The sequence below is a fragment of the Amycolatopsis thailandensis genome, from assembly GCF_002234405.1.
In the GTDB taxonomy this organism is placed as follows: Bacteria; Actinomycetota; Actinomycetes; order Mycobacteriales; family Pseudonocardiaceae; genus Amycolatopsis; species Amycolatopsis thailandensis.
Window position 1 is genome coordinate 1 of record NZ_NMQT01000052.1, and the last position, 22036, is coordinate 22036.

16 protein-coding genes are annotated in these 22036 nt (G+C 67.8%); 7 read left to right on the forward strand and 9 right to left on the reverse strand.

Annotated features, from left to right (window positions below; genetic code table 11):
* Positions 1-353: 353 nt before the first annotated feature.
* The 3 genes from CFP71_RS15190 to CFP71_RS15200 are packed head-to-tail and all read right to left on the reverse strand — an operon-like array spanning position 354 to position 4606.
* Positions 354-1916: an amidase gene (locus CFP71_RS15190; protein WP_093934502.1), complete on the reverse strand. Its 1563-nt coding sequence runs from the start codon at positions 1914-1916 to the stop codon at positions 354-356.
* A gap of 14 nt (positions 1917-1930) precedes the next feature.
* A complete protein-coding gene (gene glnA, locus CFP71_RS15195) occupies positions 1931-3274 on the reverse strand; it encodes a type I glutamate--ammonia ligase (RefSeq protein WP_005168007.1) in 1344 nt (447 codons plus the stop codon).
* Between the two features lie 48 nt (positions 3275-3322).
* Positions 3323-4606 (reverse strand): MFS transporter, encoded by a 1284-nt coding sequence (locus CFP71_RS15200; RefSeq protein ID WP_093934503.1) that lies wholly within the window; start codon positions 4604-4606, stop codon positions 3323-3325.
* Positions 4607-4695: 89 nt separating this feature from the next.
* On the opposite strand from CFP71_RS15200, the gene CFP71_RS15205 reads away from it, so the two are divergent.
* A complete protein-coding gene (locus CFP71_RS15205) occupies positions 4696-5355 on the forward strand; it encodes an LppX_LprAFG lipoprotein (protein ID WP_093934504.1) in 660 nt (219 codons plus the stop codon).
* Positions 5356-5474: 119 nt separating this feature from the next.
* On the opposite strand, the gene CFP71_RS15210 is transcribed toward CFP71_RS15205, so the two are convergent.
* Complete coding sequence (locus tag CFP71_RS15210; protein WP_208635963.1) at positions 5475-7046, reverse strand: alpha/beta hydrolase; 1572 nt, start codon at positions 7044-7046, stop codon at positions 5475-5477.
* A gap of 149 nt (positions 7047-7195) precedes the next feature.
* On the opposite strand from CFP71_RS15210, the gene secA2 reads away from it, so the two are divergent.
* Together secA2 and CFP71_RS15220 are read left to right on the forward strand one after the other, a co-directional pair.
* Positions 7196-9523 (forward strand): accessory Sec system translocase SecA2, encoded by a 2328-nt coding sequence (gene secA2 / locus CFP71_RS15215; protein WP_093934505.1) that lies wholly within the window; start codon positions 7196-7198, stop codon positions 9521-9523.
* 227 nt (positions 9524-9750) lie between these two features.
* A complete protein-coding gene (locus CFP71_RS15220) occupies positions 9751-11508 on the forward strand; it encodes an NAD+ synthase (RefSeq protein WP_093934506.1) in 1758 nt (585 codons plus the stop codon).
* Here CFP71_RS15220 and CFP71_RS15225 read toward each other — a convergent pair.
* The gene (locus CFP71_RS15225) at positions 11479-12105 is read right to left on the reverse strand and encodes a VOC family protein (protein ID WP_093934526.1); all 627 of its coding nucleotides are present in this window, start codon (positions 12103-12105) and stop codon (positions 11479-11481) included. The two genes, CFP71_RS15220 and CFP71_RS15225, sit on opposite strands and share 30 nt — an antisense overlap.
* 108 nt (positions 12106-12213) lie before the next feature.
* Here CFP71_RS15225 and CFP71_RS15230 point away from each other — a divergent pair, with 108 nt between their 5' ends.
* Positions 12214-12750 carry a methylated-DNA--[protein]-cysteine S-methyltransferase gene (locus tag CFP71_RS15230; RefSeq protein WP_093934507.1) on the forward strand — a complete coding sequence of 179 codons (537 nt, stop codon included), beginning with the start codon at positions 12214-12216 and terminating at the stop codon, positions 12748-12750.
* Here CFP71_RS15230 and CFP71_RS15235 read toward each other — a convergent pair.
* Both CFP71_RS15235 and lysX read right to left on the reverse strand, forming a co-directional pair.
* Positions 12747-13334: a DinB family protein gene (locus CFP71_RS15235; RefSeq protein WP_093934508.1), complete on the reverse strand. Its 588-nt coding sequence runs from the start codon at positions 13332-13334 to the stop codon at positions 12747-12749. The genes CFP71_RS15230 and CFP71_RS15235 overlap by 4 nt on opposite strands.
* A 142-nt stretch (positions 13335-13476) precedes the next feature.
* The gene (lysX, locus tag CFP71_RS15240; RefSeq protein WP_093934509.1) at positions 13477-16794 is read right to left on the reverse strand and encodes a bifunctional lysylphosphatidylglycerol synthetase/lysine--tRNA ligase LysX; all 3318 of its coding nucleotides are present in this window, start codon (positions 16792-16794) and stop codon (positions 13477-13479) included.
* 244 nt (positions 16795-17038) lie between these two features.
* Here lysX and panB point away from each other — a divergent pair, with 244 nt between their 5' ends.
* The 3 genes from panB to pip all read left to right on the forward strand — a co-directional run bounded on the left by panB (position 17039) and on the right by pip (position 20272).
* The gene (panB, locus tag CFP71_RS15245; RefSeq protein WP_093934510.1) at positions 17039-17914 is read left to right on the forward strand and encodes a 3-methyl-2-oxobutanoate hydroxymethyltransferase; all 876 of its coding nucleotides are present in this window, start codon (positions 17039-17041) and stop codon (positions 17912-17914) included.
* Positions 17915-18254: 340 nt separating this feature from the next.
* Positions 18255-19229, forward strand: a complete 975-nt coding sequence (locus CFP71_RS15250) for a right-handed parallel beta-helix repeat-containing protein (protein WP_093934511.1) — start codon at positions 18255-18257, stop codon at positions 19227-19229.
* An 89-nt stretch (positions 19230-19318) separates the two neighbouring features.
* Positions 19319-20272 (forward strand): prolyl aminopeptidase, encoded by a 954-nt coding sequence (gene pip / locus CFP71_RS15255; RefSeq protein ID WP_093934512.1) that lies wholly within the window; start codon positions 19319-19321, stop codon positions 20270-20272.
* A gap of 6 nt (positions 20273-20278) precedes the next feature.
* On the opposite strand, the gene CFP71_RS15260 is transcribed toward pip, so the two are convergent.
* Together CFP71_RS15260 and CFP71_RS15265 are read right to left on the reverse strand one after the other, a co-directional pair.
* A complete protein-coding gene (locus tag CFP71_RS15260) occupies positions 20279-21085 on the reverse strand; it encodes an ABC transporter permease (RefSeq protein ID WP_093934513.1) in 807 nt (268 codons plus the stop codon).
* A 9-nt stretch (positions 21086-21094) separates the two neighbouring features.
* Entirely contained in the window at positions 21095-21979 is an 885-nt protein-coding gene (locus tag CFP71_RS15265) for an ABC transporter permease (RefSeq protein WP_093934514.1), read from the reverse strand.
* Positions 21980-22036: the final 57 nt, after the last annotated feature.

The window sequence follows — 22036 nt, forward strand, 5'->3', positions numbered from 1 at the left end:
CCTCATACGAGGTTACATATATAAGCTCTACTGGCTTAGTTCACTAGCACACTGTTGAGTTCTCAAGCAACACGCTTTGTTTCAAAGCGATATTCACAAGCTTTTGGTCGAGCATGCCGAATCCTACGGGTTTAGTCGTAGGGGGTCGGCGGCCGCTCGTGGGCCGACGCTAAACATTACCTGGTCCGATTCGCGGTGTCAACCCGCTCGGCCCTGGTTCCTGACCTGGGGCTTTTTGGCCCCGGCGGCCCGGTGTTCCTGGCGACGAAGAGAAGATTACATGCCCCGGAACCCCCCGAAAACAGGGGGGTCACTTAACGACATTGCCGCAGGTCAGCCGGTGTAAGCCGCCGTCATCCGACGGTCTTCAGGTAGCGAGGCGGTTTGCGGGCCGGGACGACGCGTTCGAAGTCGGCCGCATAAGCGAGCACTCGGGCGTCGGTCCAGAGCCCCGCCATGAACGAGACACCCACCGGGAGCTCGCCGACGAAACCGGCGGGCACGGTCACGGCCGGATACCCCGAGACCGCGGCCGGCGTCGACGACGGGATCACGTCGTTGTCGCCGGTCTTGCAGTCGGTCTTCCAGGCGGGCGGGTTCGTGGGCGCGGCGATCGCGTCGAGGCGGTACTGGGCGAGGGTCTCGTCGATCGAGCGTTTCGCCAGGTCGGTCAGCTCGCGGCGGTTGGCCAGGTAGCCGGGGTCGGACGGGCCGGGCGCGGCGAGCGCCTGTTCGAAGAGTTCTTGCCCGGCGAAACAGGTCTGCTCCAGCGGGTCGGACCGGTTGTAGGCGATCAGCGCGGCGAGGTCGCGCGGGCCTTCCGGACGCGTGGCCAGGTAGCGATCGATGTCCCGGTGGAACTCGGTGAGCAGCGCCGGGAACTCCAGTTCACCGAGCCTGGCCTGGTACGGCGGCGTCACCTCGACGACTTCGGCACCGGCCTTCACCAAGGAATTCCTGGTCTCCGTCATCACCGCGTCCACGTCCGGGCCGAGAACCGGCAGCCGCCAGAGCCCGATCCGGGAGCCCTTCAGCACGCCGGGGCGCAGGTGCGCGGCATAGTCGGTCGGCTGATTCGGCGGGTACGTGCCGGTGGCCGGGTCGCTCGGGTCGCGGCCTTGGAGCGCGGACAGGGTGAGCGCGACGTCGACGACGTGCCTGGCCATCGGGCCGGTGGTGTCCTGTTCGGCCGAGATCGGCACCACGCCGGTGCGGCTGACCAGGCCGAGGCTCGGTTTGTGCCCCACCGTCGAGGTCATCCCGGCCGGGCAGACGATCGAACCGTCGGTCTCGCTGCCGATCGCGACCTGGGCGAGCGACGCGGCGACGCCCGCGGCGGATCCGGCGGACGACCCACAGGGATTGCGGTCGAGCACGTACGGGTTGTTCGTCTGTCCTCCGACGCCCGACCACCCGGAAGTGGGTTTGGCGGCGCGGAAGTTCGCCCACTCGGACAGGTTCGCCTTGCCGAGGACGACCGCGCCCGCGTCACGCAGGCGGCGGATCAAGGTCGCGTCCTTCGCGGGCTTGCTGCGGAGTGCCCGCGAACCCGCCGTCGTCTGCTGCGACCGGGTGTCGACGTTGTCCTTCACCAGGATCGGGATGCCGTCGAGCGGCCCCCGGCTCTTGCCGGCGCGACGTCGGAAGTCGCTCTCCGCCGCTTGCGCGATCGCGGCCGGATTGACCGCGATGACCGCGTTCACCGTGCGGTCGACCTTGTGGATGCGATCGAGATAAGCCTTGGTCAGACCGACCGCTGTCAGCCGTCCGGAGGACATCCGGGCCTGGAGCGAGGGGATGTCGGCGGCGTCGAGATCGAGCGGTTTCCCGCCCGCTGACGCCGGTGGTGCGGCACTCGCCGCGATGGTCGCGGCGACCAAGGTCGTGAGAACTCCGAACATCGGCCGCCGCACCATCAGGTCTCCTTCGTCTAGAGAACCGGAAGCAGGGTCCGCAGCTCGTACGGGGTCACCGCGCTGCGGTAGTTATCCCATTCAACACGTTTGTTGCGCAGGAAGAAGTCGTAAACGTGCTCTCCGAGCGCTTCGGGCAGAAGTTCCGATTTTTCCATTTCGGCCAGCGCCTCACCGAGGTTCTGCGGGAGCTGGGCGTAGCCGGCCGCGCGGCGTTCGGCGTCCGAGAGCTGCCAGATGTTGTCCTCGGCGGGAGGCGGCAGCTCGTAGCCCTTCTCGATGCCCTTGAGCCCGGCGGCAAGGATGACCGAGTACGCCAGATAGGGGTTGCAGGCGGAGTCGAGCGTTCGGATCTCCACACGACGTGACGACGCCTTGCCCGGCGAGTACATCGGCACCCTGACCAGGGCGGAGCGGTTGGCCCTGCCCCACGAAACGGTCGTCGGGGCCTCGCTGCCGCTGATCAGCCGCTTGTAGGAGTTCACCCACTGGTTGGTGACCGCCGAGATCTCCTTCGCGTGGTGCAGCAGCCCCGCCACGAAGGCCTTGCCCGTCGCGGACAACTCGTACGGGTCTTCCGCGTCGTAGAAGGCGTTGCGATCACCTTCGAACAGGCTCACGTGGGTGTGCATGCCCGAACCCGGCTGGTTGGTGAAGGGCTTCGGCATGAAGGTCGCGCGGACGCCCTGGGTGAGCGCGACCTCCTTGACGACGTAACGGAACGTCATGACGTTGTCGGCCATGGTCAGCGCGTCGGCGTACCGGAGGTCGATCTCCTGCTGGCCGGGTGCGCCTTCGTGGTGGCTGAACTCGACCGAGATCCCCATCGCCTCGAGCGTCTCGATGGCGTGACGGCGGAAGTGCGTCGCTGTCGCGTGGCTGGCCTGGTCGAAGTACCCGCCGTTGTCCGCGGGCTCCGGCTCACTGCCGTCGTCCGGCAGGCTGGCGAGCAGGAAGAATTCGATCTCGGGGTGGACGTAGCAGGTAAAACCCGCTTCGGCCGCCTTCGAGAGCTGCCTGCGCAGGACGTGCCGGGGGTCCGCCCAGGACGGGGAGCCGTCCGGCATCGCGATGTCGCAGAACATGCGCGCCGAGTACGGGCCGCCGTCCGGGGTCTCCCAGGGCAGGACTTGGAACGTGGCCGGGTCGGGCTTCGCGACCATGTCGGATTCGTAGACGCGCGCGAACCCTTCGATGGCCGATCCGTCGAAGCCAATCCCTTCGCTGAAGGCACCCTCGAGCTCGGCGGGCGCCACCGCGACGGACTTGAGAAACCCCAGCACATCCGTGAACCAGAGCCTGACGAAACGGATGTCGCGCTCTTCCAAGGTACGGAGCACGAACTCCTGCTGGCGATCCATGGCCGCACCCTAACGAGAACGTGTTAACGACATGTTTCGACGCGCCGATCAAGCGGAAGTGGTGGCTACCCCCGCCGGAACCGGTTCGGGCTTGGCGGCCTTGGTGATCGACAGCGAGGCGACCGAAGCCAGCACCGCGAGGCCCGCCGCGATGTACCAGGCGAGCGCGTAGCTGCCGGACGAGTCGCGGATCGCGCCCGCTCCGAAAGCCGCGAGACCTGCGCCTAGCTGGTGGCTGGCGAAGACCCAGCCGAAGACGATCGGCCCGGCTGCGCCGTATTGGCGGACGCAGAGCGCGACCGTCGGCGGAACCGTCGCCACCCAGTCGAGGCCGTAGAAGACGATGAACGCCCACATGCTCGGCTCCACCGTTCCGCTCAACAGCTGCGGGAGCAGGGCGAGCGAGACGCCGCGAAGGGCGTAGTAGACGCCGAGCAGGATTCGCGGATCCACACGGTCGGTGAGCCAGCCGGAGGCGATCGTGCCGGCGACATCGAAGATCCCGACGAGCGCGAGCAGGCCGGCGGCGGTGGTCTGCGGCATGCCGTGGTCGTGCGCCGCGGGAACGAAGTGGGTGCTGACCAGGCCGTTCGTCGTGGCGCCGCAAATCGCGAACCCGACGGCGAGCAACCAGAACGTCCTTGTGCGCGCCGCCGAGCCGAGGACGGTCAGCGCGCGGCGGACGGAACCACCCGCCCGGGTGACGGGAGCGACTTCGCCGGGTTCGGCGCCGTACGCGGTCGTCCCGACATCGGACGGGTGATCGCGGACCACCAGAAGGACGACGGGGACGACGGCCAGTGCGGCGATGGCGATGACGAGCGACGCCGTCCGCCAGCCCTCGTCGACGGCGAGGTTCGCGACGATCGGCAGGAAGATCAGCTGGCCGGTGGCGCCCGCGGCGGTGAGAACGCCGGTGACGACGCCGCGGCTGCGGACGAACCAGCGGGCGGCGACCGTCGCGGCGAAGCTCATCGCCATCGAGCCGGTGCCGACGCCGACCAGGACGCCCCAGCAGAGGATGAGCTGCCAGCTCGCGTTCATGAACACCGTGCCGCCCGCGCCGATCGCGACCACGAACAAGGCCGTCGAGGCGACGCGTCGCATGCCGAAGCGCTCCATGAGAGCTGCCGCGAAGGGCGAGAAGAGGCCGTAGAGCACGAGGTTCACGGAGACGGCCGACGCGATCGTCGCGCGGGACCAGCCGAACTCGTTGTGGAGTGGGTCGATGAGGACGCCGGGGGCCGCGCGGAAACCGGCGGCGGCGAGCAGGGCGACGAACGCGGCGGCGGCGACGAACCACGCGCGGTGGAGTCGGGTCTCAGGGTGCACGGGTACAGCGTCATCGCCCTCGACTCTCGGCGGAAGTGGCCGGAAGGACACTGTGCGAAAGATTCGGGCCAAGGTCATAGGGTCTGACCATGCGCTGCCGTCACCTCGTGCCGGCGCTGCTGCTCACGATCGGGCTCATCGGCGGCTGTGCGGGGTCTCCCCCGTTGCCCCCTGCCCAGGAACTCGTGAGCGCGGCGGCCGACTCCCTCGTCTCGTTGCGCAGCGTGCGGTTCACGCTCGGGGTGAACGGCGTCGTCACCGGGCTGCCGGTGCGCGGGCTCGACGGCGAAGTCAGCCTCGAAGGTGGCGCGGTCGGCAAGGCCGACCTGCAGGACGACACCGGACGGATGAAGGTCGAGTACCGGCTGTCCGGCTCGGAGATCACGCTCGACGGGGAACGGGTGATTCCTGCAGAGGCGGCCTACACGCCGCAGGCGATGCTCGGGGCGGACGGTGGACTGCGACGGCTGTTGACCGGGGCGACCGAGCTGCGCGGCGAGCGGTGGGAGCGGGTGCAGGACACCGACTCGATCCGGATCGGCGCGAAGGTGCCGGCCGCGGTGATCGGCGGGATCGTGCCGGAGATCAAGTCGGACGTGTTCGTGAAGCTGTGGATTTCGAAGGACGAGCCGCGGCGGCTGATGCGGGTGTGGTTGCAGGTGCCGCCGACGAGTCCGCAGGACTTCGCGGTGATGCTGGAGTTGGCGTTGACCAGGCATAACGGGGTGGTCGTCGGGGGCGGGCGATAGCAAAGGTCCCCTGCTCCCCTGGGGCGGATAATGCCTGGTCAGCGGGTGCGGCGATAGCAAAGGTCCCTTGCTCCCCCGGCTGGTGCGGCGGGGAGCAAGGGACCTTTGCTATCGCTTCGTCACTTGGCGGTGCAGCGGGTGCCCTCGTCCGGCAGGGCACCGTTCACCAGGTAGGCGATGCCGATCCGATCGACGCACGACACGCCCTGGAGGAACACCGTGTGCTGGTTGCCCTCGAACGTCAGCAAAGCTCCCTTGATCGCTTTCGCCAGGTTGACGCCCGCTTGGTACGGGGTCGCCGGGTCGTTCGTCGTCGAGATGACCAGCGTCTTCGGCAGGCCTTCGACGTTGGGCAGGTGCGGCTCCGAGGTGTTCGGCACCGGCCAGAAGGCGCAGGCGTCGCGCGCGGAACCGTCCGGCTTGCCGTCGTCGAGGAACGGCGCCGCCTCCGCGTACCGCTTCTGCGCGTCGAGGAGCTTCGCCGGATCGGTGACCCGCGGGTCGTCCACACACCGGATCGCGACGAACGCGTCCTGCGTCGTCCCGTAGCGGCCGTCTGCGCCGCGTTCGTTGTAGAGGTCCGCCAGCTTTTCCAGGCCGTCGCCGCGCTGACGCTTCAGATCGTTGAGCGCGGTGTTGAGCGGTTCCCAGAGATCTTCCTGGTAGAGGGCCTGTATCACGCCTGTGGTCGCGTCCTCGTACGACAGTTTTCGGCCGTCGGAGACCGGGACGGGGAAGTCGATCAGCGGCCGCACCAGGTCCTGGAACGCCTTCGTCACACCGGCGGCGTCACGCCCCAGGGCGCAGTCCTCGCGCGCGGCGCACCAGTTCGAGAACTCCCCGAACGCCTTGCCGAAGCCCTGCCCCTGCGCGACCAGCGACTCCACCGCGTCCTGCTCCGGGTCGACGGCCCCGTCGAGCACCAGCGCGCGGACATTCGCGGGGAAGGCCTCCGCGTAGGCGGATCCGATCCGCGTCCCGTAGGAGTAGCCGAGGTAGTTCAGCTTCGGTTCGCCGAGGACCGAACGCAGGACGTCCATGTCCTTGACGACGTCCCGCGTACCCACGTTCGCGAGCATCGACGGGCCATGTTCGGTCCGCTCGGCGCATTTGGTCGCGAAGTCCTGGGACTCGGCCTCCTGCTTTTTCACTCCCTCGGGTGACCCGTCCGTCTCGCCGTCGTCCGCCCGGTCCGCGTCGCGTTCGGCGTCGGTCAGGCAGCGGATCTGCGGTTCGCTCGCACCGATTCCGCGCGGGTCGAAACCGACCATGTCGAAGCGTTTGCCCAGCTCGTTCGTCGCAGTCCGGGAGGCGAGACCGGCCGCGGCCGCCATGCCGGAAGCGCCGGGGCCGCCGGGGTTGACCACGAGCGCCCCAATCCTTTCGTCGGTTTCCAGCGCCTTCCGGCGCAGCAGGCCGAGCGTGATCGAGTCCCCTTCGGGCTTCGCGTAGTCGAGCGGGACGGTCAGCCGGGCGCACTGTGCGTCCTTCACTCGAAACGCCGCTTTCGCGTCATCGGATGTCGCGTAGGGTGCACAGTCGGCCCAGGTCAGACTCTGTCCGTAGAACTTCTCGAGTCCTGCGGGCACCGGTCCGGACGGAGCGTGCGACTCGGTGGCCGGAGGCGGCGGCTGGGTTCTACCCTCTCCCGACGAGCACGCGGCGACGGTGACCGCGAGCAGGCCGGACAGCGTGATCGCGGCGAATCGACGGGCACGGGACCTGGCGCTGACATGAGTGAACACGGTTGGATCGTGCCATCGGCCGCGGAACTCGGCCGCACCACCACTGCGTTGGTGAGACAGGTGCGGACGGCAGAAGAACAGACGGGAGCACAGGGGTGGCAGCACTGATCAGCCGGGTGGGCAAGAAGCTGCGCCGGATCATCCAGCGGCCGGGCAGCGTCGAGCTGACCCGCTACGAAGCGCTGCTGCCGGCCATCGAGAAGCTCGAGCCCGAGTTGGAGAAGCTCTCCGACGAGGAGCTGACAGAGCGGGCCGGCAAGCTTCGGGACGCCTCGACCTTCGGCAACGAGCAGCTCATCGAGGTCTGCGCGCTCGGCCGTGAGGCCGCTCGGCGCGCACTCGGTGAGCGCGCCTTCGACGTCCAACTCCTGGGCACGATGGGCCTGCTCAGCGGGCACATCGTGCAGATGGAGACCGGTGAGGGCAAGACGCTGGCCGGTGCGCTGGCCGGTGCCGGGTACGCCCTGCGCGGCAAGCACGTCCACGTCGTCACGGTGAACGACTACCTCGCCCGCCGTGACGCAGAGTGGATGGGCCCGATCTACGACCTGCTCGGCGTGTCCGTCGGCTGGATCGAGCCCGCTCACTCCCGAGACGAGCGCCGCGAGGCCTACGCGAAGGAAGTCACCTACGGCGCCGTCAGCGAGATCGGCTTCGACGTGCTGCGCGACCGCCTCGTCACCCGCGAAGCAGACTTGGTCCAGCGCGAGCCCGAGGTGGCGATCGTCGACGAGGCGGACTCCGTGCTGGTCGACGAGGCCCGCGTGCCGCTGGTGATGGCGGGATCGATCGACCACACCGACGCCGACGAAGAGGTCGCGAACATCGTCCGGCGGCTGCGGCTCGGGCTGCACTACGAGACCGACGCCGACGGTCGCAACGCCTGGCTGACCAAGGCGGGCGCGTCGGTGGTCGAGAAGGCCCTCGGCGACGACATCAACCTTTACGACGACACCGGCTCGGACAGGCTGCCCGCCGTGAACGTGGCGCTGCACGCCCACGCGCTGCTCACCCGCGACGTCGACTACCTCGTGCGTGACGGCAAGGTGCAGCTCATCAACGCCGCGCGCGGCCGCGTCGCCGAATTGCAGCGCTGGCCGGACGGCCTCCAGGCAGCCGTCGAGGCGAAGGAGCAGGTCAAGGCGACCGACCGGGGCGAGATCCTCGACTCGATCACCGTGCAGGCGCTGCTCGCGCGCTATCCCGAGGTCGCGGGGATGACCGGTACCGCGGTCGCGGTCGCCGAGCAGTTGCGCGAGTTCTACAAGCTCGAGGTCGCGGTCATCCCGCCGAACACGCCGAACATCCGCGAAGACCAGGAGGACCGGATCTTCGGATCGCCGTCGCAGAAGCTGCGCGCGATCGAGGAGGAGATCCGGCGGGTGCACGAATCCGGGCGGCCGATCCTCGTCGGCACCCAGGACGTCGCCGAGTCCGAGGAGCTGGCCGAGAAGCTGGCGAAGGTCGATCTCGAATGCGTCGTGCTCAACGCGCGCAACGACGCCGAGGAAGCCGCGATCATCGCCGACGCCGGCAAGAAGGGCGCGGTCACCGTTTCGACCCAGATGGCCGGTCGAGGCACCGACATCCGGCTCGGCGGCAAGGACGGCGACGGCCGCGACGAGGTCGTCGAGCTGGGCGGCCTGCACGTGATCGGCACCGCGCGCTACCCGTCGAGCAGGCTGGACGGCCAGCTGCGCGGCCGGTCCGGACGGCAGGGCGACCCGGGCAGCGCGGTGTTCTTCGCCAGCCTGAACGACGAACTCGTGCTGTCGAACGCGCCGGACGTGCCCGAGGGCATCAGCTCCGACGTGGGCAGCGGCGAGGTCACCGACCCGGCGGCCTTGCGGCAGATCAACCACGCGCAGCGCGTCGCCGAGGGTGTCGACCTGGAGATCCACCGGAACACCTGGCGCTACACGCGGCTGATCGAGCGGCAGCGTGGCGAGCTGCTCGAACACCGGGACAAGGTGCTCCGGACCGCGCACGCGGCGGAGGTGCTGGAGAAGGCGCACCCGGAGAAGTTCAAGGAGCTTTCGGAAGCGGTCGACGACGAGGCGAAGGTCGAGCAGCTGAGCCGGGAGGTGCTGCTGTTCCACATCGACCAGCTGTGGTCGGACCACCTGGCGTTCCTGACCGACGTGCGGGAGAGCATCCATCTGCGGGCGCTGGCGCGGGAGACGCCGATCGACGAGTTCCACCGTGCGGCGATCCCCGAGTTCCACAAGATCATCGCGGAGGCGGCCGACCGGGCGGCGAAGACGCTCGAGGAGGCCGAGATCACCGAGGACGGGATCGACCTCGGTGACGCGGGGGTGCGGCGGGCGAACACGACGTGGACGTACTTGGTGCACGACAACCCGTTCGACTCCGACTTCGAGCAGACCATCAAGAAGGTGCGGAGCATGATCAAGCGCAAGTAGCGCGCCGGTCCTTCAGCGGTGAGCGGGGGACCTTTGCTGTCACTCTCTTTCGGAGAGCGACAGCAAAGGTCCCCCGCTCTCTTTTCCGCCGAAACTCCAGGTCAGGCCCCCGGCGATAGCAAAGGTCCCTTGCTCCCCCGCCGGACGCGCCCCGGCGGGCCGGACCCAGGTGGGCGATTCGGCACATCCACTCGTCCCAGCGGACGCCGGTGGGTGAGAATGTCGGCATGCCGCAACTGCGCATCGCACTGGCCCAGGTCAACACCACCGTCGGGGACCTCGAAGGCAACGCCGAGCTCACCGTCGAGTGGACCCGCAAGGCCGCCGAAGCCGGCGCCCACATCGTGGTGTTCCCGGAGATGTCCCTCACCGGTTACCCCGTCGAGGACCTCTCCCTCCGCCCGACCTTCGCCTCCGCCTCGAAGCAGATGGTCGAAGCGCTCGCCCGGCGGCTCGACGACGCCGGTTGCGGCGAGGTGCTCACCTACATCGGGTATCTCGACCTCGACGAGACCGGCCCGCGCGACGCGGCGGCCGCGCTGTACCGCGGCGAAGTGGTCGCCCGCCAGTTCAAGCACCACCTGCCCAACTACGGCGTCTTCGACGAGCACCGCTGGTTCAAGCCGGGCCAAGACCTCGAGGTCGTCCGCTTCCACGGCGTCGACGTCGGCATGGTGATCTGCGAGGACGTCTGGCAGGACGGCGGCCCGATCTCGGCGCTGGGCAAGGCCGGAGTGGACCTCGTGGTCGCGCCCAACGCTTCGCCTTACGAGCGCGCGAAGGACGACATCCGCCTGCCGCTCATCGCCCGGCGCGCGGCCGAGGCCGGGGCGCCGCTGGTGTACACGAACCAGATCGGCGGCCAGGACGACCTCGTCTTCGACGGCGACTCGATCGTGGTCGGCGCGGACGGCCGGTTGCTGGCACGGGCGCCGCAGTTCGTGGAGCACCTGCTCGTCGTCGACACGGACCTCACCGCGGGCGGGCACACCGCCGAGGGCGAGTTCGAGGGCCTGCGGGTCAAGCGCCGCGTCCTCGACGAAGACCCGATTCCTGCCTACGCGCCGAGCACCGACTCGGCGATCAGCGAGCCTCTGTCCGACGAAGCCGAGGTGTGGCACGCGCTCGTCGTCGGCCTGCGCGACTACGTGCACAAGAACGGCTTCTCGTCGGTGACGTTCGGTTTCTCCGGCGGCATCGACTCGGCGGTCGTGGCGGCGCTGGCCGCGGACGCGCTCGGCGGCGACAACGTCTACGGCGTCTCGATGCCTTCGGAGTACTCCTCGGAACACTCGAAGGGCGACGCCGAAGACCTCGCCCGCCGCATCGGCGCGCACTATCGCGTCGAGCCGATCGCGGACATGGTCAAGGTCTACGTCGAGCAGCTCCAGCTGACCGGTCTCGCCGAGGAGAACATCCAGGCCCGCGTCCGCGGCATGCTGCTGATGGCGTTGTCCAATCAGGACGGTCACCTGGTGCTCGCCACCGGCAACAAGACCGAGCTCGCCGTCGGCTACTCGACGATCTACGGCGACGCCGTCGGAGCCTTCGCGCCGATCAAGGACCTGTTCAAGACACACGTATGGCATCTGGCCAAATGGCGCAACAAGGAAGCCGAGAAGAACGGCGAAACCCCGCCGATCCCGGAGAACTCGATCACCAAGCCGCCGTCCGCCGAGCTGCGGCCGGGCCAGCTCGACAGCGACTCGCTGCCCGACTACCTAATGCTCGACGACATCCTCGACGACTACATCGAGGGCGACCGCGGCTACGTCGATCTGGTGGACGCGGGCTTCGAGCCCGAAACCATCGATCGTGTGGTGCGCATGGTCGACAAGGCCGAATACAAGCGCCGCCAGTACCCGCCGGGCACCAAGATCACGTTCAAGGCGTTCGGGCGGGACCGGCGGCTGCCGATGACCAACGGCTGGCGAGAGGGCACGGTCGTGACCCCGTCAGCTCAGCGTGACCTGCTTCCCGGCTGAGGTCGTCAGCACGGCCACCAGGCCGGGCTTGGTGTCACGCCGGACGAGCATGTCCATCCCGAGCGCCCGCACCGCGGCTTCGACCGCGCCGGGCTCGGGGTGGACCCCGGTGACCAAGAGCAGCGGGATCGACGGGAGCCCCCGTGTCGTCGGATGCGGGGTGCTCCCCCAGTCGATGAGGAAGGGCGCGAGCCCGTCGAGGCCGCCCGCGCCGGTGAGACGCCAAGACAGCAGTTCGCCGTCATCGGTGGTCCGCGACATCTCGGACGCTTCGCCCGGGTCGTAACCACGTTCGCGGGCTTCGGCGATCGCGTCGTCGATGCCCTGCACCCGCGCCGCCCAGGTGACCAGTGCGGGCTCGGTCAGCTCGTCGATGCCGAACGGGCGCGGCCCGGCGTGCTCGGGTTGATCCGGGTCGGGGCCGACCACCTCGAGGTAGGCACCGGCTCCCAGGTCGGCCAGATAGTTGGCCGTACCGAAGCCGACATGCCTTCCGCCGCGTACAGGCGTGACGCCGGTCAGCTCGGCGACGCGCGCGACGGCCTCTTCGAGGTCCGGCCCGGCGTAGACGAGGTGATCAAGCACGAGGTCGCTCATGCCCATAGTCCTATCGCAGCCGCCGCTCCGGTGGCACCGCGGCATGGCCGCGCCACCCGAAAAGCGGCGCCGCCGAAACTGTCGGACCCGGCTCGTACTCTGGACTCCATGACGGCACAGGGCTACGCCGTGTTCGGCACCGCGATCGGCGATTGCGGCATCGCGTGGAACGAACGCGGGGTCATCGCGGTCCAGCTGCCGGAAGGCAGTGAAGAGAAGACGAGGGCGCGACTGACCGCGCGCCTTCCTGACGTGACAGAGTCCGCGCCTCCGGGCGAAGTCCAGCGCGCGATCGACGGGATCGTCTCGTTGATGGACGGCAAGCGCACGGACCTGACCGAGGTCGGCCTCGACTACGAAGGAGTACCGGACTTCCATCACCGGGTGTACGAGTTCATCCGCACGATCCCGCCGGGCAAGACGCTGACCTACGGCGATATCGCGAACATCCTCGGCATGCCCGGTGGGGCGCAGGCCGTGGGGCAGGCGATGGGCCGGAACCCTTTCCCGATCATCGTGCCGTGCCACCGCGTGCTCGCCGCGGGCGGGAAGGACGGTGGGTTCTCCGCGCGAGGCGGAGTCGCCACCAAGCGCCGGATGCTGGTCATCGAAGGCGCTTTGGCGGACGAACCCACGTTGTTCTAAACGGTTTCGGCCGGCGACCATGGCTTGAGCCAGGGCGTCTCCGGCCAGCCTTCCGCGGCTGCCATCAGAGGAATCGCCGTCGCGCCGTCGATGTGCTCGCGGATGATGTCGGCGTGCCCGGCGTGCCGTGCAGTCTCCTCGATGAGGTGGAACAGCACCCAACGGACCGACCAGGCTTCGACATCCTTCGGGTACCAGGGCACGCCCTTCGGCACCGGGACCGGCTGACCCAGATCGGGGATGCCGGCGATGACGTCGGCGGTGCGGCGGGCGACCTCGTCGTAGCGCGCGAAGACGTCTTCGAGCGTCTCGCCGTCAGCCATCACGTAGCCGGCTTCGTAGTCCTTCATCGCTTCGTCCATGGGCTTCGAAGGCTTCTGGAGAAGGATGTCGATCCAGCCGTCTTCCGTGGTCGCGGTGTGCTTGATCAGGCCACCGACGCTCAGCGAGCTTCTGGTCGGGACCGCTCTGGCCTGTTCTTCGGTCAACCCGTGCGCGGCGATGCGCAGCACGTGGCGCTGCTGTTCCAGGTAGGCGAGGAGACCTTCGCGCTCGTCGGCGATCGGGGGGACGTTGCCGGCCATGATGGCTCCTTCCGTAGGGAAGAGGATCATGACATCCGGTCGCGGCTTCCTGGTGCGATTCGGCCAGGAAGAGAGCAGGGGACCTTTGCTATCGCTCGTTAGTGAGGCTAACGAGCGATAGCAAAGGTCCCCTGCTCCCCCGCTACCCCTGCGGCCGCACGAACGGGAAAAGCACCGTCTGCCGGATCGACGCGCCGGTCAGCATCATCAGCAGCCTGTCGATGCCGATGCCGAGCCCGCCGGTCGGCGGCATGCCGTGTTCGAGCGCGAGCAGGAAATCCTCGTCCAGTTCCATCGCCTCGACATCCCCGCTCGCCGCGCGCAACGACTGGGCCTCCAAGCGCCGCCGCTGTTCGAGCGGGTCGGTCAGTTCGGTGTAGGCCGTGCCGACCTCGGAACCGAACGCGATCAGGTCCCAGCGCTCGGCCAGCCGTGGGTCCACGCGATGTTGCCGCGTCAGCGGCGAGACGTCGGTCGGATAGTCGGTGTAGAAGGTCGGCAGCACGGTCGCGCCTTCGACCAGGTGCTCGTGCGCCTTCAGCACGAGATCACCGTGCCCGGCCTCCTCGTTCACCGGAACTCCGGCGGCACGGCACAACCGCCGGAGTTCCTCGACGGACGTCCCCGAGTCGATCTTCTCCCCGAGTGCCGCGGAAACGGCTTCGTGTACCGGGATCACCGGCCAGTCACCGGAGATGTCGTACTCGACGACGTTCCCGTCCGGCCCCGGACGGCGAACGACCTGCGCGCCGTAAGCGGCTTCCGCGGCGTGCTGCACGAGTTCGCGCGTCAAGTTCCGCATGGTGTTGTAGTCGGCATACGCCTGGTACGCCTCCAGCATGGTGAATTCCGGGTTGTGCGTCGCGTCGACGCCTTCGTTGCGGAAGTTCCGGTTCAGCTCGAAAACGCGCTCGACCCCGGCCACACACAGGCGTTTCAGGTACAGCTCGGGGGCGATCCGCAAGTACATCCGCATGTCGTAGGCGTTGATATGGGTGATGAACGGGCGGGCGTTCGCGCCGCCGTGCACGGTCTGCAGCATCGGCGTCTCGACTTCGAGATAGTCGCCCTGGTGCAGCCTTTCCCGCACCGCGCGCACCACTGTCGAGCGCATCCGCAGCATCGCCGTCGAGTCCGGGTTCACCGCGAGGTCGAGATAACGCTGCCGCACCCGCGTTTCCGGGTCCGTGAGGCCCTTTCGCTTGTCCGGCAACGGATGCAGGCTCTTCGCCGTAACGGTCCATTCGTCGACGAGCACGGACAGCTCACCGCGTCGCGATGTCACGACCCGCCCGCTCACGCCGACGTGGTCGCCGAGGTCGACGCCCCGCCGCCATCCACCGAGGTCGAGCACGGAGGCGTCGAGCATCAGCTGGATCTCGCCGCTGAAATCCTTGACTCGCGCGAAACAGAGCCCGCCGAGGTTGCGCATCGCGAGCACCCTGCCCGCGACGCGGACCCGGTGATCGGTGTGCGTGTCCGGGTTCAGGCTGCCGAACTTCGAGACGACGTCGCCGAGAAGGTCCTCCCGGGCGAAACCGACCGGATAGGGGTCGATCCCGGCTTTTCGCAAGCTGTCGAGCTTCGCCATCCGCACGCGGACCTGGTCGGGTCGCCGCACCTGGTTCGGCGCCGGAGTGGCGGCGTTCGCTTCGATTCGGTGGACTTCGGCCACGAATTCGTCCGTGACCGTCTCCAGTTTCAGTGCCCGCCCCGACCGTCCTGTCGGGACGAATCCTTCGAGCGCGCCGGCGACGATACCGACCCGCGGCAGCCGTCGAGCCGAGGAATAGCAAAGGAATCGCGGTTCCCAGTCGGGTCCGTACTTGGCGTTGGACCGGTAGAGCGATTCCAGCTGGAAGAACCGTGACGCCATGCTAAGCACGCCGCGCCACGCGCGCAGCACCGGGCCCGCGCCGATCCGCTCCCCCTCGGAGAAGACCGCGCGGAACATCGCGAAGTTCAACGAAATCCGTTGTGCGCCAAGGTGTGAACTCGCCGCCACGACCTCGGCGACCATGTACTCGTTGAGCCCGTTTTCGGCGTCGCGGTCGCGCCGCATCAGGTCGAGCGACAGGCCTCGACGGCCCCACGGAACGAACGAGAGCATGCCGCGAAGCTCGCCCTTGGCGTCGTACGCCTCCACCATCACGCTGCGGCCGTCGCTCGGATCACCGAGCCTGCCGAGCGCCATCGAGAACCCGCGTTCGGTCTCGGCGCCGCGCCACTGCTGCGCGTGCAGCAGCAGCCTGGCCATCTCGTCGGCCGGAATTTCGCTGTGGCGCCGGACTTTTGTGCTGTATCCGGCTCGTTCGATCCGTTTGACCGCTTGGCGGACCGAGCGGCGCTCCGGTCCGGCGAGGCTGAAGTCGCGGACGTCGAGGACCGCTTCGTCACCGATCTCCAGCGCGCGCAGGCCCGCGTCGGCGTAGACCTTCGCGCCGCGTTCGCTCGCGCCGAGCACACCGGGAGTCCAGCCGTAGGTGCGCGCCTCGTTCAGCCAGGCGCGGATCGCGTCCGGCCAGGCGTCGGGGTCGCCGAGGGGATCCGCGCTCGCGACGCTGGTGCCCGCGAGCACGCGGTAGGCGACGGCGGCGCGGCCGTTGGGCGAGAAGACGACACTCTTTTCACGCCGGGTGGCGAAATAGCCGAGAGAGTCGTCTTCGCCGTGTTCGGCAAGAAGGCGACGTACGCGCAGTTCTTCCTCGTCTGTCCTCAAGCGACGGCTGCGCACACCGCGGAAAAGGATGTACAACGCGGCTGTCGCCACGGCTGTCGCACTGAGGTCGAGGACGAGGTCGAGCCAGGCGGGTCCTTCGCCGATGCCGACCTTGCGCAGCTGGATGTTCTCACCGGTCGTGTGGTTGACGACCCACGCGAATCTCGCCCAGGTGTCCACGAGACGTCCCGGGAAGGCCTCGCTCAGGCCCCAGCCGACGAGGATGACCGCGGCCAGGCCGCCGAACAGCATGGTGAAGCCGTCGCGCCAGGCGCCCGGCGCGAGGCGGGCGGGGAACGCGGGACGCAGCATCCAGAGGAACGCGAACATGCCGATCGAGATCAGGTCGGCGATGGCCAGCACCCACACCTGGTGCGGAATGTGCCGGACCTGCCATGGACCCAGTTTCAGCAGCTCAGGCCACCAAAGCAGGGCGGCCTGGAAGGCCAGCGTCACCGCGAGGCCGCCGATCTGGAACAGCAGCAGAGTGTAGAGAGCCGCACGTTTGCGACGGCGGAGCGCGGCGCCGAGGACGACGAGCAGCAGCACGATGACGAGGCTCGCGTTCGTCGGGATGCTCAGCGCGGAGAAGGCGAAGTCACCGACCCTGAGCACCGGCCCCTTGACGCCGCCGGCGAGGAGAAGGATCACCGAGAACACGGCCGCGAGCTGCACGAGAGTGGCGACGATTCCGCCCGCCCTCGCCTTCCACGGCGAGACACGGCTCGCTGGGTTTACCATTCTGGCCTTTCGCGGTACTCACAGGTGATCGACAGCTGCTCTTACTTGACGTCACACAACCCCGTGTGGTTGTCAACGAACATCATCCTCTGGTCTGAATTTCATCCACCACAGGCGTGACGGCCCGGTGTGAAGCTGGTCGCAGGACCTTGGGGGCGGTATCCCCGCGTGTCACGCTTTGAGACGTACAGCTCCACGACCCGGGGACCTCTTCGAGGCCTCGAGGGAAGGACGGTCGACAAAGATGTCTGCCACCGAAAAGGATCCCGGCGAACTCGTCGCTCCATACGGTACCGGCGCGGCGCCGCAGAGTACGTCCGGCAAGAAGGTCCGCGTACATCATCTTCGTGACATGAAGGAGCGCGGCGAAACCTGGCCGATGCTCACCGCCTACGACATGTACACCGCCGCGCTGTTCGACGAGGTGGGCATACCCGTGCTGCTCGTCGGGGATTCCGCGGCGAACAACGTCTTCGGCTACGACACGTCGCTACCGGTGACCGTGGACGAACTGCTTCCGCTGGTGCGCGCGGTGACCCGGTCGGTGAAACGGGCGCTGGTGGTGGCCGATCTGCCGTTCGGCTCGTACCAGCTTTCGCCGCAACAGGCGCTGGAGACGTCGGTGCGGTTCATGAAGGAAGGCCGCGCGCACGCGGTGAAACTCGAAGGTGGACGGAAGTTCGCTCCCCATGTCGAGGCACTGACGTCGGCCGGTGTCCCTGTGATGGGACATATCGGATTCACGCCGCAAAGCGAACACAATCTGGGCGGCTATCGGGTCCAGGGACGCGGCGAAGCGGCCGACGCGCTGCTCGCCGACGCGCTCGCCCTGGAGGAAGCCGGCGCCTTCGCGGTCGTCATGGAGATGGTGCCCGCCGAAGCGGCGAAGCGGATCACGCACGAACTGAAGATCCCGACCGTCGGCATCGGCGCCGGGCCGGACTGTGACGCGCAGGTGCTCGTCTGGCAGGACATGGCTGGGCTCCGGCGAGGCAAGACCCCCCGCTTCGTGAAGAAGTACGCCGATCTCGCCGGTGTGCTGGCCGGAGCCGCGTCGGCGTTCGCGGAGGATGTCCGGCGAGGCGAGTTCCCGGCTTCGGAGCACTCGTTCCACGACTAACCCGCCCCTGACCTGCAAAAAGAGAGCAAGGGACCTTTGCTGTCGCTCCCGCTGAGGAGGGCGATAGCAAAGGTCCCTTGCGCTCTCCGGGGGGGCGTGTGGATTCGCTCATCCACACGGCCAGTGCGCGGGGTACAGGGTGTGTGGAAATAGGGACACTCAACGTCCCTATTTCCACACACCCACCGCCTAGGCGCCGGGCCACGAGGCGCGACCCTCCTTTAGTTGTTCACGTATATGAACTTCAATCATGTCCTTGACTCGCGTTCGTAAAGAGGCTTAACGTCTAGCCCGTCGCCGCCACGACCGAGCTTCGATCCCTCGACGAGGAGGACCACGGATGCGTGTTCGTGAGCGGGTTCTAGCCATCACGGCCGGTGTCACCCTGCTGTCGACGCTGGCCACGTACCCCGCACAGGCCGCGACGGTCCGCGTAGGGACTTCGGAGCAGCTCTCGACGGCGCTTGCTTCGGTCACTCCGGGCACCGTCATCGAGCTAGCGGCCAACACGACCTTCGCGGGCAACTTCAAGGCGGCGAAGAGCGGCACATCCGGCAGCCGGATCACGCTGAAGGGGCCACGAAGCGCGATCATCAAGGCTTCGGCCGGGCGCACCCTCGAACTCACCGGCAGCTACTGGAACCTGACCGGCTTCACCCTCACCGGTGGCCAGAAGGGCCTGATGGCGACGGGCGTCAAGAACACCGTCGTCGACGGCATCAAGGTCGCCGGTGTCGGCCACGAAGGCATCCACTTCCAGTACACGAGTACCGACAACGTCGTGAAGAACTCCGAGGTGACCGACACCGGCCGCGAGTACGCGGGCTACGGCGAGGGCATCTACTTCGGTTCCGCGAAGGGCAACTGGCCCGGCGGCACACCCGACCGCAGCGACCGCAACAAGGCGCTGAACAACAAGATCGGCCCGAACGTGCGAGCCGAGTCGATCGACATCAAGGAAGGCACCACCGGCGGCGAACTGCGCGGCAACGTCTTCGACGGTGCCGGCCAGAGCGGCGAGCACTTCGCCGACAGCTGGGTGGACCTGAAGGGCAACAACTACGTGGTCGCGGACAACCGGGGCAGCAAGGTCTTCGTGCACGACGCGACCTACGGCGGCTTCGAGGTCCATGTCCAGCTCGACGGCTGGGGCCGCGACAACACCTTCTCCGGCAACACCGCGGACGTGCAGTCCAGCTACGCGTACGGCTTCTATCTAGTGAAGGCCGCTACGGGGAACACGATCTGCGCGAGCAACAAGGTGACCGGTGCCGGAAAGGGATTCGCGAACGTGGCCGCCACGGCGGGCTGCTGACGCGATCGAAGACCGGGGGCCCGCTCAGCCCGGCGGCGGGGGCGGGCCCCCACCCTTCGCGTACGCGCCGATTCGGGCACAGTGGTCGTATGGACGACCTCTACCCGCCGATCCATGTACGCGCCGAGGGCACGCTCGACGTAGGTGACGGGCACCGGATCTACTGCCAAGAGGCCGGGAACCCGGACGGCAAACCCGTGGTCGTTCTGCACGGAGGCCCTGGTAGCGGCATTTCTCCCATGGCCAGGCGGCATTTCGATCCCGAGACCTACCGGATCATCTTGTTCGACCAGCGCGGCACCGGCCGCAGTACTCCGCACATCGGCGAGCCGGACGTCGACCTGTCGGTCAACACCCTCTGGCACCTTGTCTCGGACATGGAATGTCTGCGCGAAAGGCTGAATCTCGAACAATGGCAGATCTTCGGCGGCTCGTGGGGCGCGACCCTCGCCCTCGCCTACGCCGAGACCCATCCGAGCCGCGTCACCGAGATCATCCTGCGCGGCGTCTTCACTGTCCGGCGCAGCGAACTCGACTGGATCTACGGCGGCGGCGCCGCGAACCTCTTCCCCCGTGAGTGGGAAGACTTTCTCGCGCCGATACCCGAAGATCGCCGAGGCAACCCGATGTCGGCCTACCGCGAACTCGTCTATCACCCCGACAAGGCGGTCCGGGAGCGTGCCGCGATCGCCTGGAGCACCTGGGAAGGCGCGATCGTGAGCCTGCGCCCGGATCCGGCGTTCCACAATCAGTACGCGTCGCCTGGCTTCGCTGTCACCTTTGCGCGGCTCGCGCTGCATTACTTCTGCCATGGTGCGTGGCTTGAGGAAGGACAGTTGATCCGGGAAGCCGGGAAGCTGTCCGGGATTCCCGGCGTGATCGTGCAGGGACGGTACGACGCGGTGTGCCCGCCGGTGACGGCTTACGAACTGCACCGGGCTTGGCCGGACTCGAAGCTGGAAATCGTTGAAGCGGCAGGGCATGCGGTGACGGATCCGGGGATGCTGGCGGCGCTTCGGGATGCTACGGATTCCTTTCGCTAGGAGCTGCTACAGCCGTCCGCCCGAAGTCGTGTCGCCGGAAAGGCGTTGCGCCAGATAGACCGGCACCGTCGAAGCCAGGATCAGAACCGCCGCCACCACGTTGACGATCGGTGCCTGGTTCGGCCGGAACAGGTTGTTCAGGATCCAGATCGGCAGGGTCTCCAGCCCGGTCCCGAGGGTGAACGTCGTGACGATGATTTCGTCGAACGACAGCGCGAAGGCCAGCAGGCCGCCGGCCAGCAGTGCCGAGCGCAGCATCGGGAAGGTCACCAGCCGGAACGTCGTGAGCCCGTCTGCGCCGAGGTCCATCGACGCCTCTTCGAGGTTGCCGCCCATTCGCCGCAGCCGCGCGACGACGTTGTTGAACACCACCACGATGCAGAAAGTCGCGTGCGCGACGATCGCCGTGAACAGGCCGAGGTCGATGCCGAGGATCGTGCGGAAGGCGTTGTTCAGCGCGATACCGGTGACGATGCCGGGCAGCGCGATCGGCAGGATGATCAGCAGCGACACCTGGTTGCGGCCGAAGAAGCGGTACTTCTGCAACGCAAACGCCGCCATCGTGCCGAGTACCAACGCGATCGCCGTCGCCGCGAGTCCTGCTTGGACACTCGTGCCCAGCGCGTTCAGCGCGCCCTCGTTCTCCGCGGCCCGGCCCCACCATTCGAGGGTGAAGCTCGACGGCGGCCAGCCGAAGGTGGTGTCCGCGTTGAACGAATTGAGCAGGACCACCAGCAGCGGGAAGTAGATGACCGCGAGGCCGAGCACGAGCGCGGCGAGCAGGATGTACTTGGTCGTGCGGGAAAGCCGCATCGCGCGCTCCTACAGGTTGTCCAGCGCACCCGTGCGGCGCACGGCGGCGAGGTAGGCGAGCATGATCACCACGGGCACGGTCGCGACGGTCGCCGCGAACGGCAGGTTGTTGGCGGCGCCGATGTTGTCGTAGACCACGTTGCCGAGCATCTGCGACGTGCCCCCGACGATCTTCACCGCGATGTAGTCGCCCAGCGACAACGAAAACGTGAAGATCGAGCCCGCGACGACGGCCGGGAACGTCACCGGCAGCACCACCGAGCGGAACGTCCGGAACGGGCGGGCACCGAGGTCGCCCGACGCGTCCACCAAGGAGTTCGGCAGCCGCTCCAGGCCCGCGTAGATCGGCAGGATCATGTACGGCAGCCACAGATACGACAGGGTGATCACCGTCGCGAGCACGCCATAGCCGGGGGTGTCGAGGCCGAACGGGTTGAGCAGCCAGTGCAGGACACCGTTGCCGGACAACATGGTCCGCCACGCGTAGGCCTTCACCAGGTAGCTCGCCCACAGCGGCGTCATGACGGCGATCACCAGGAGCCGCCGTGCCCTCGGCGAGGCGAATTTGGCCATGTAGAAGGCCATCGGGAAGGCGATGACCGCGGTGACCACCGTGACCAGCGCGGCGATCCCGACCGTCCGGAGGGTGATCGTGCGGTACACCGCGTCACTGAACAGCGTGGCGAAGTTGTCCATCGACCATTCGGTCACGACCTGGCCGGTGAAGACGTCGGTCGTCCAGAACGCGGTCACGAACAACGCGGCCAGCGCGCCGAGGTAGGCGAGGCCGAGCCACAGCATCGGCGCGGACAACAGGATGCTCAGCCGCAGCCTGGGTTTGCGGTACAGGAAGGCGGAGGCTTTCCGCCTCGGCGAATCGAGTGTGGTCGTCATCTTCACTCCACCTGGGGATGGGACCGGGAGCGGCCGGCGTGGGGGGCCCACCGGCCG

Bases quoted from the DNA above. Each gene is read 5' to 3' on its own strand.
- CFP71_RS15190 (WP_093934502.1), bottom strand. From the start codon at position 1,916: ATGGTGCGGCGGCCGATGTTCGGAGTTCTCACGACCTTGGTCGCCGCG.
- glnA (WP_005168007.1), bottom strand. From the start codon at position 3,274: ATGGATCGCCAGCAGGAGTTCGTGCTCCGTACCTTGGAAGAGCGCGAC.
- CFP71_RS15205 (WP_093934504.1), top strand. From the start codon at position 4,696: ATGCGCTGCCGTCACCTCGTGCCGGCGCTGCTGCTCACGATCGGGCTC.
- CFP71_RS15220 (WP_093934506.1), top strand. From the start codon at position 9,751: ATGCCGCAACTGCGCATCGCACTGGCCCAGGTCAACACCACCGTCGGG.
- CFP71_RS15225 (WP_093934526.1), bottom strand. From the start codon at position 12,105: ATGAGCGACCTCGTGCTTGATCACCTCGTCTACGCCGGGCCGGACCTC.
- CFP71_RS15230 (WP_093934507.1), top strand. From the start codon at position 12,214: ATGACGGCACAGGGCTACGCCGTGTTCGGCACCGCGATCGGCGATTGC.
- CFP71_RS15235 (WP_093934508.1), bottom strand. From the start codon at position 13,334: ATGGCCGGCAACGTCCCCCCGATCGCCGACGAGCGCGAAGGTCTCCTC.
- lysX (WP_093934509.1), bottom strand. From the start codon at position 16,794: ATGGTAAACCCAGCGAGCCGTGTCTCGCCGTGGAAGGCGAGGGCGGGC.
- panB (WP_093934510.1), top strand. From the start codon at position 17,039: ATGTCTGCCACCGAAAAGGATCCCGGCGAACTCGTCGCTCCATACGGT.
- CFP71_RS15250 (WP_093934511.1), top strand. From the start codon at position 18,255: ATGCGTGTTCGTGAGCGGGTTCTAGCCATCACGGCCGGTGTCACCCTG.
- pip (WP_093934512.1), top strand. From the start codon at position 19,319: ATGGACGACCTCTACCCGCCGATCCATGTACGCGCCGAGGGCACGCTC.
- CFP71_RS15260 (WP_093934513.1), bottom strand. From the start codon at position 21,085: ATGCGGCTTTCCCGCACGACCAAGTACATCCTGCTCGCCGCGCTCGTG.
- CFP71_RS15265 (WP_093934514.1), bottom strand. From the start codon at position 21,979: ATGACGACCACACTCGATTCGCCGAGGCGGAAAGCCTCCGCCTTCCTG.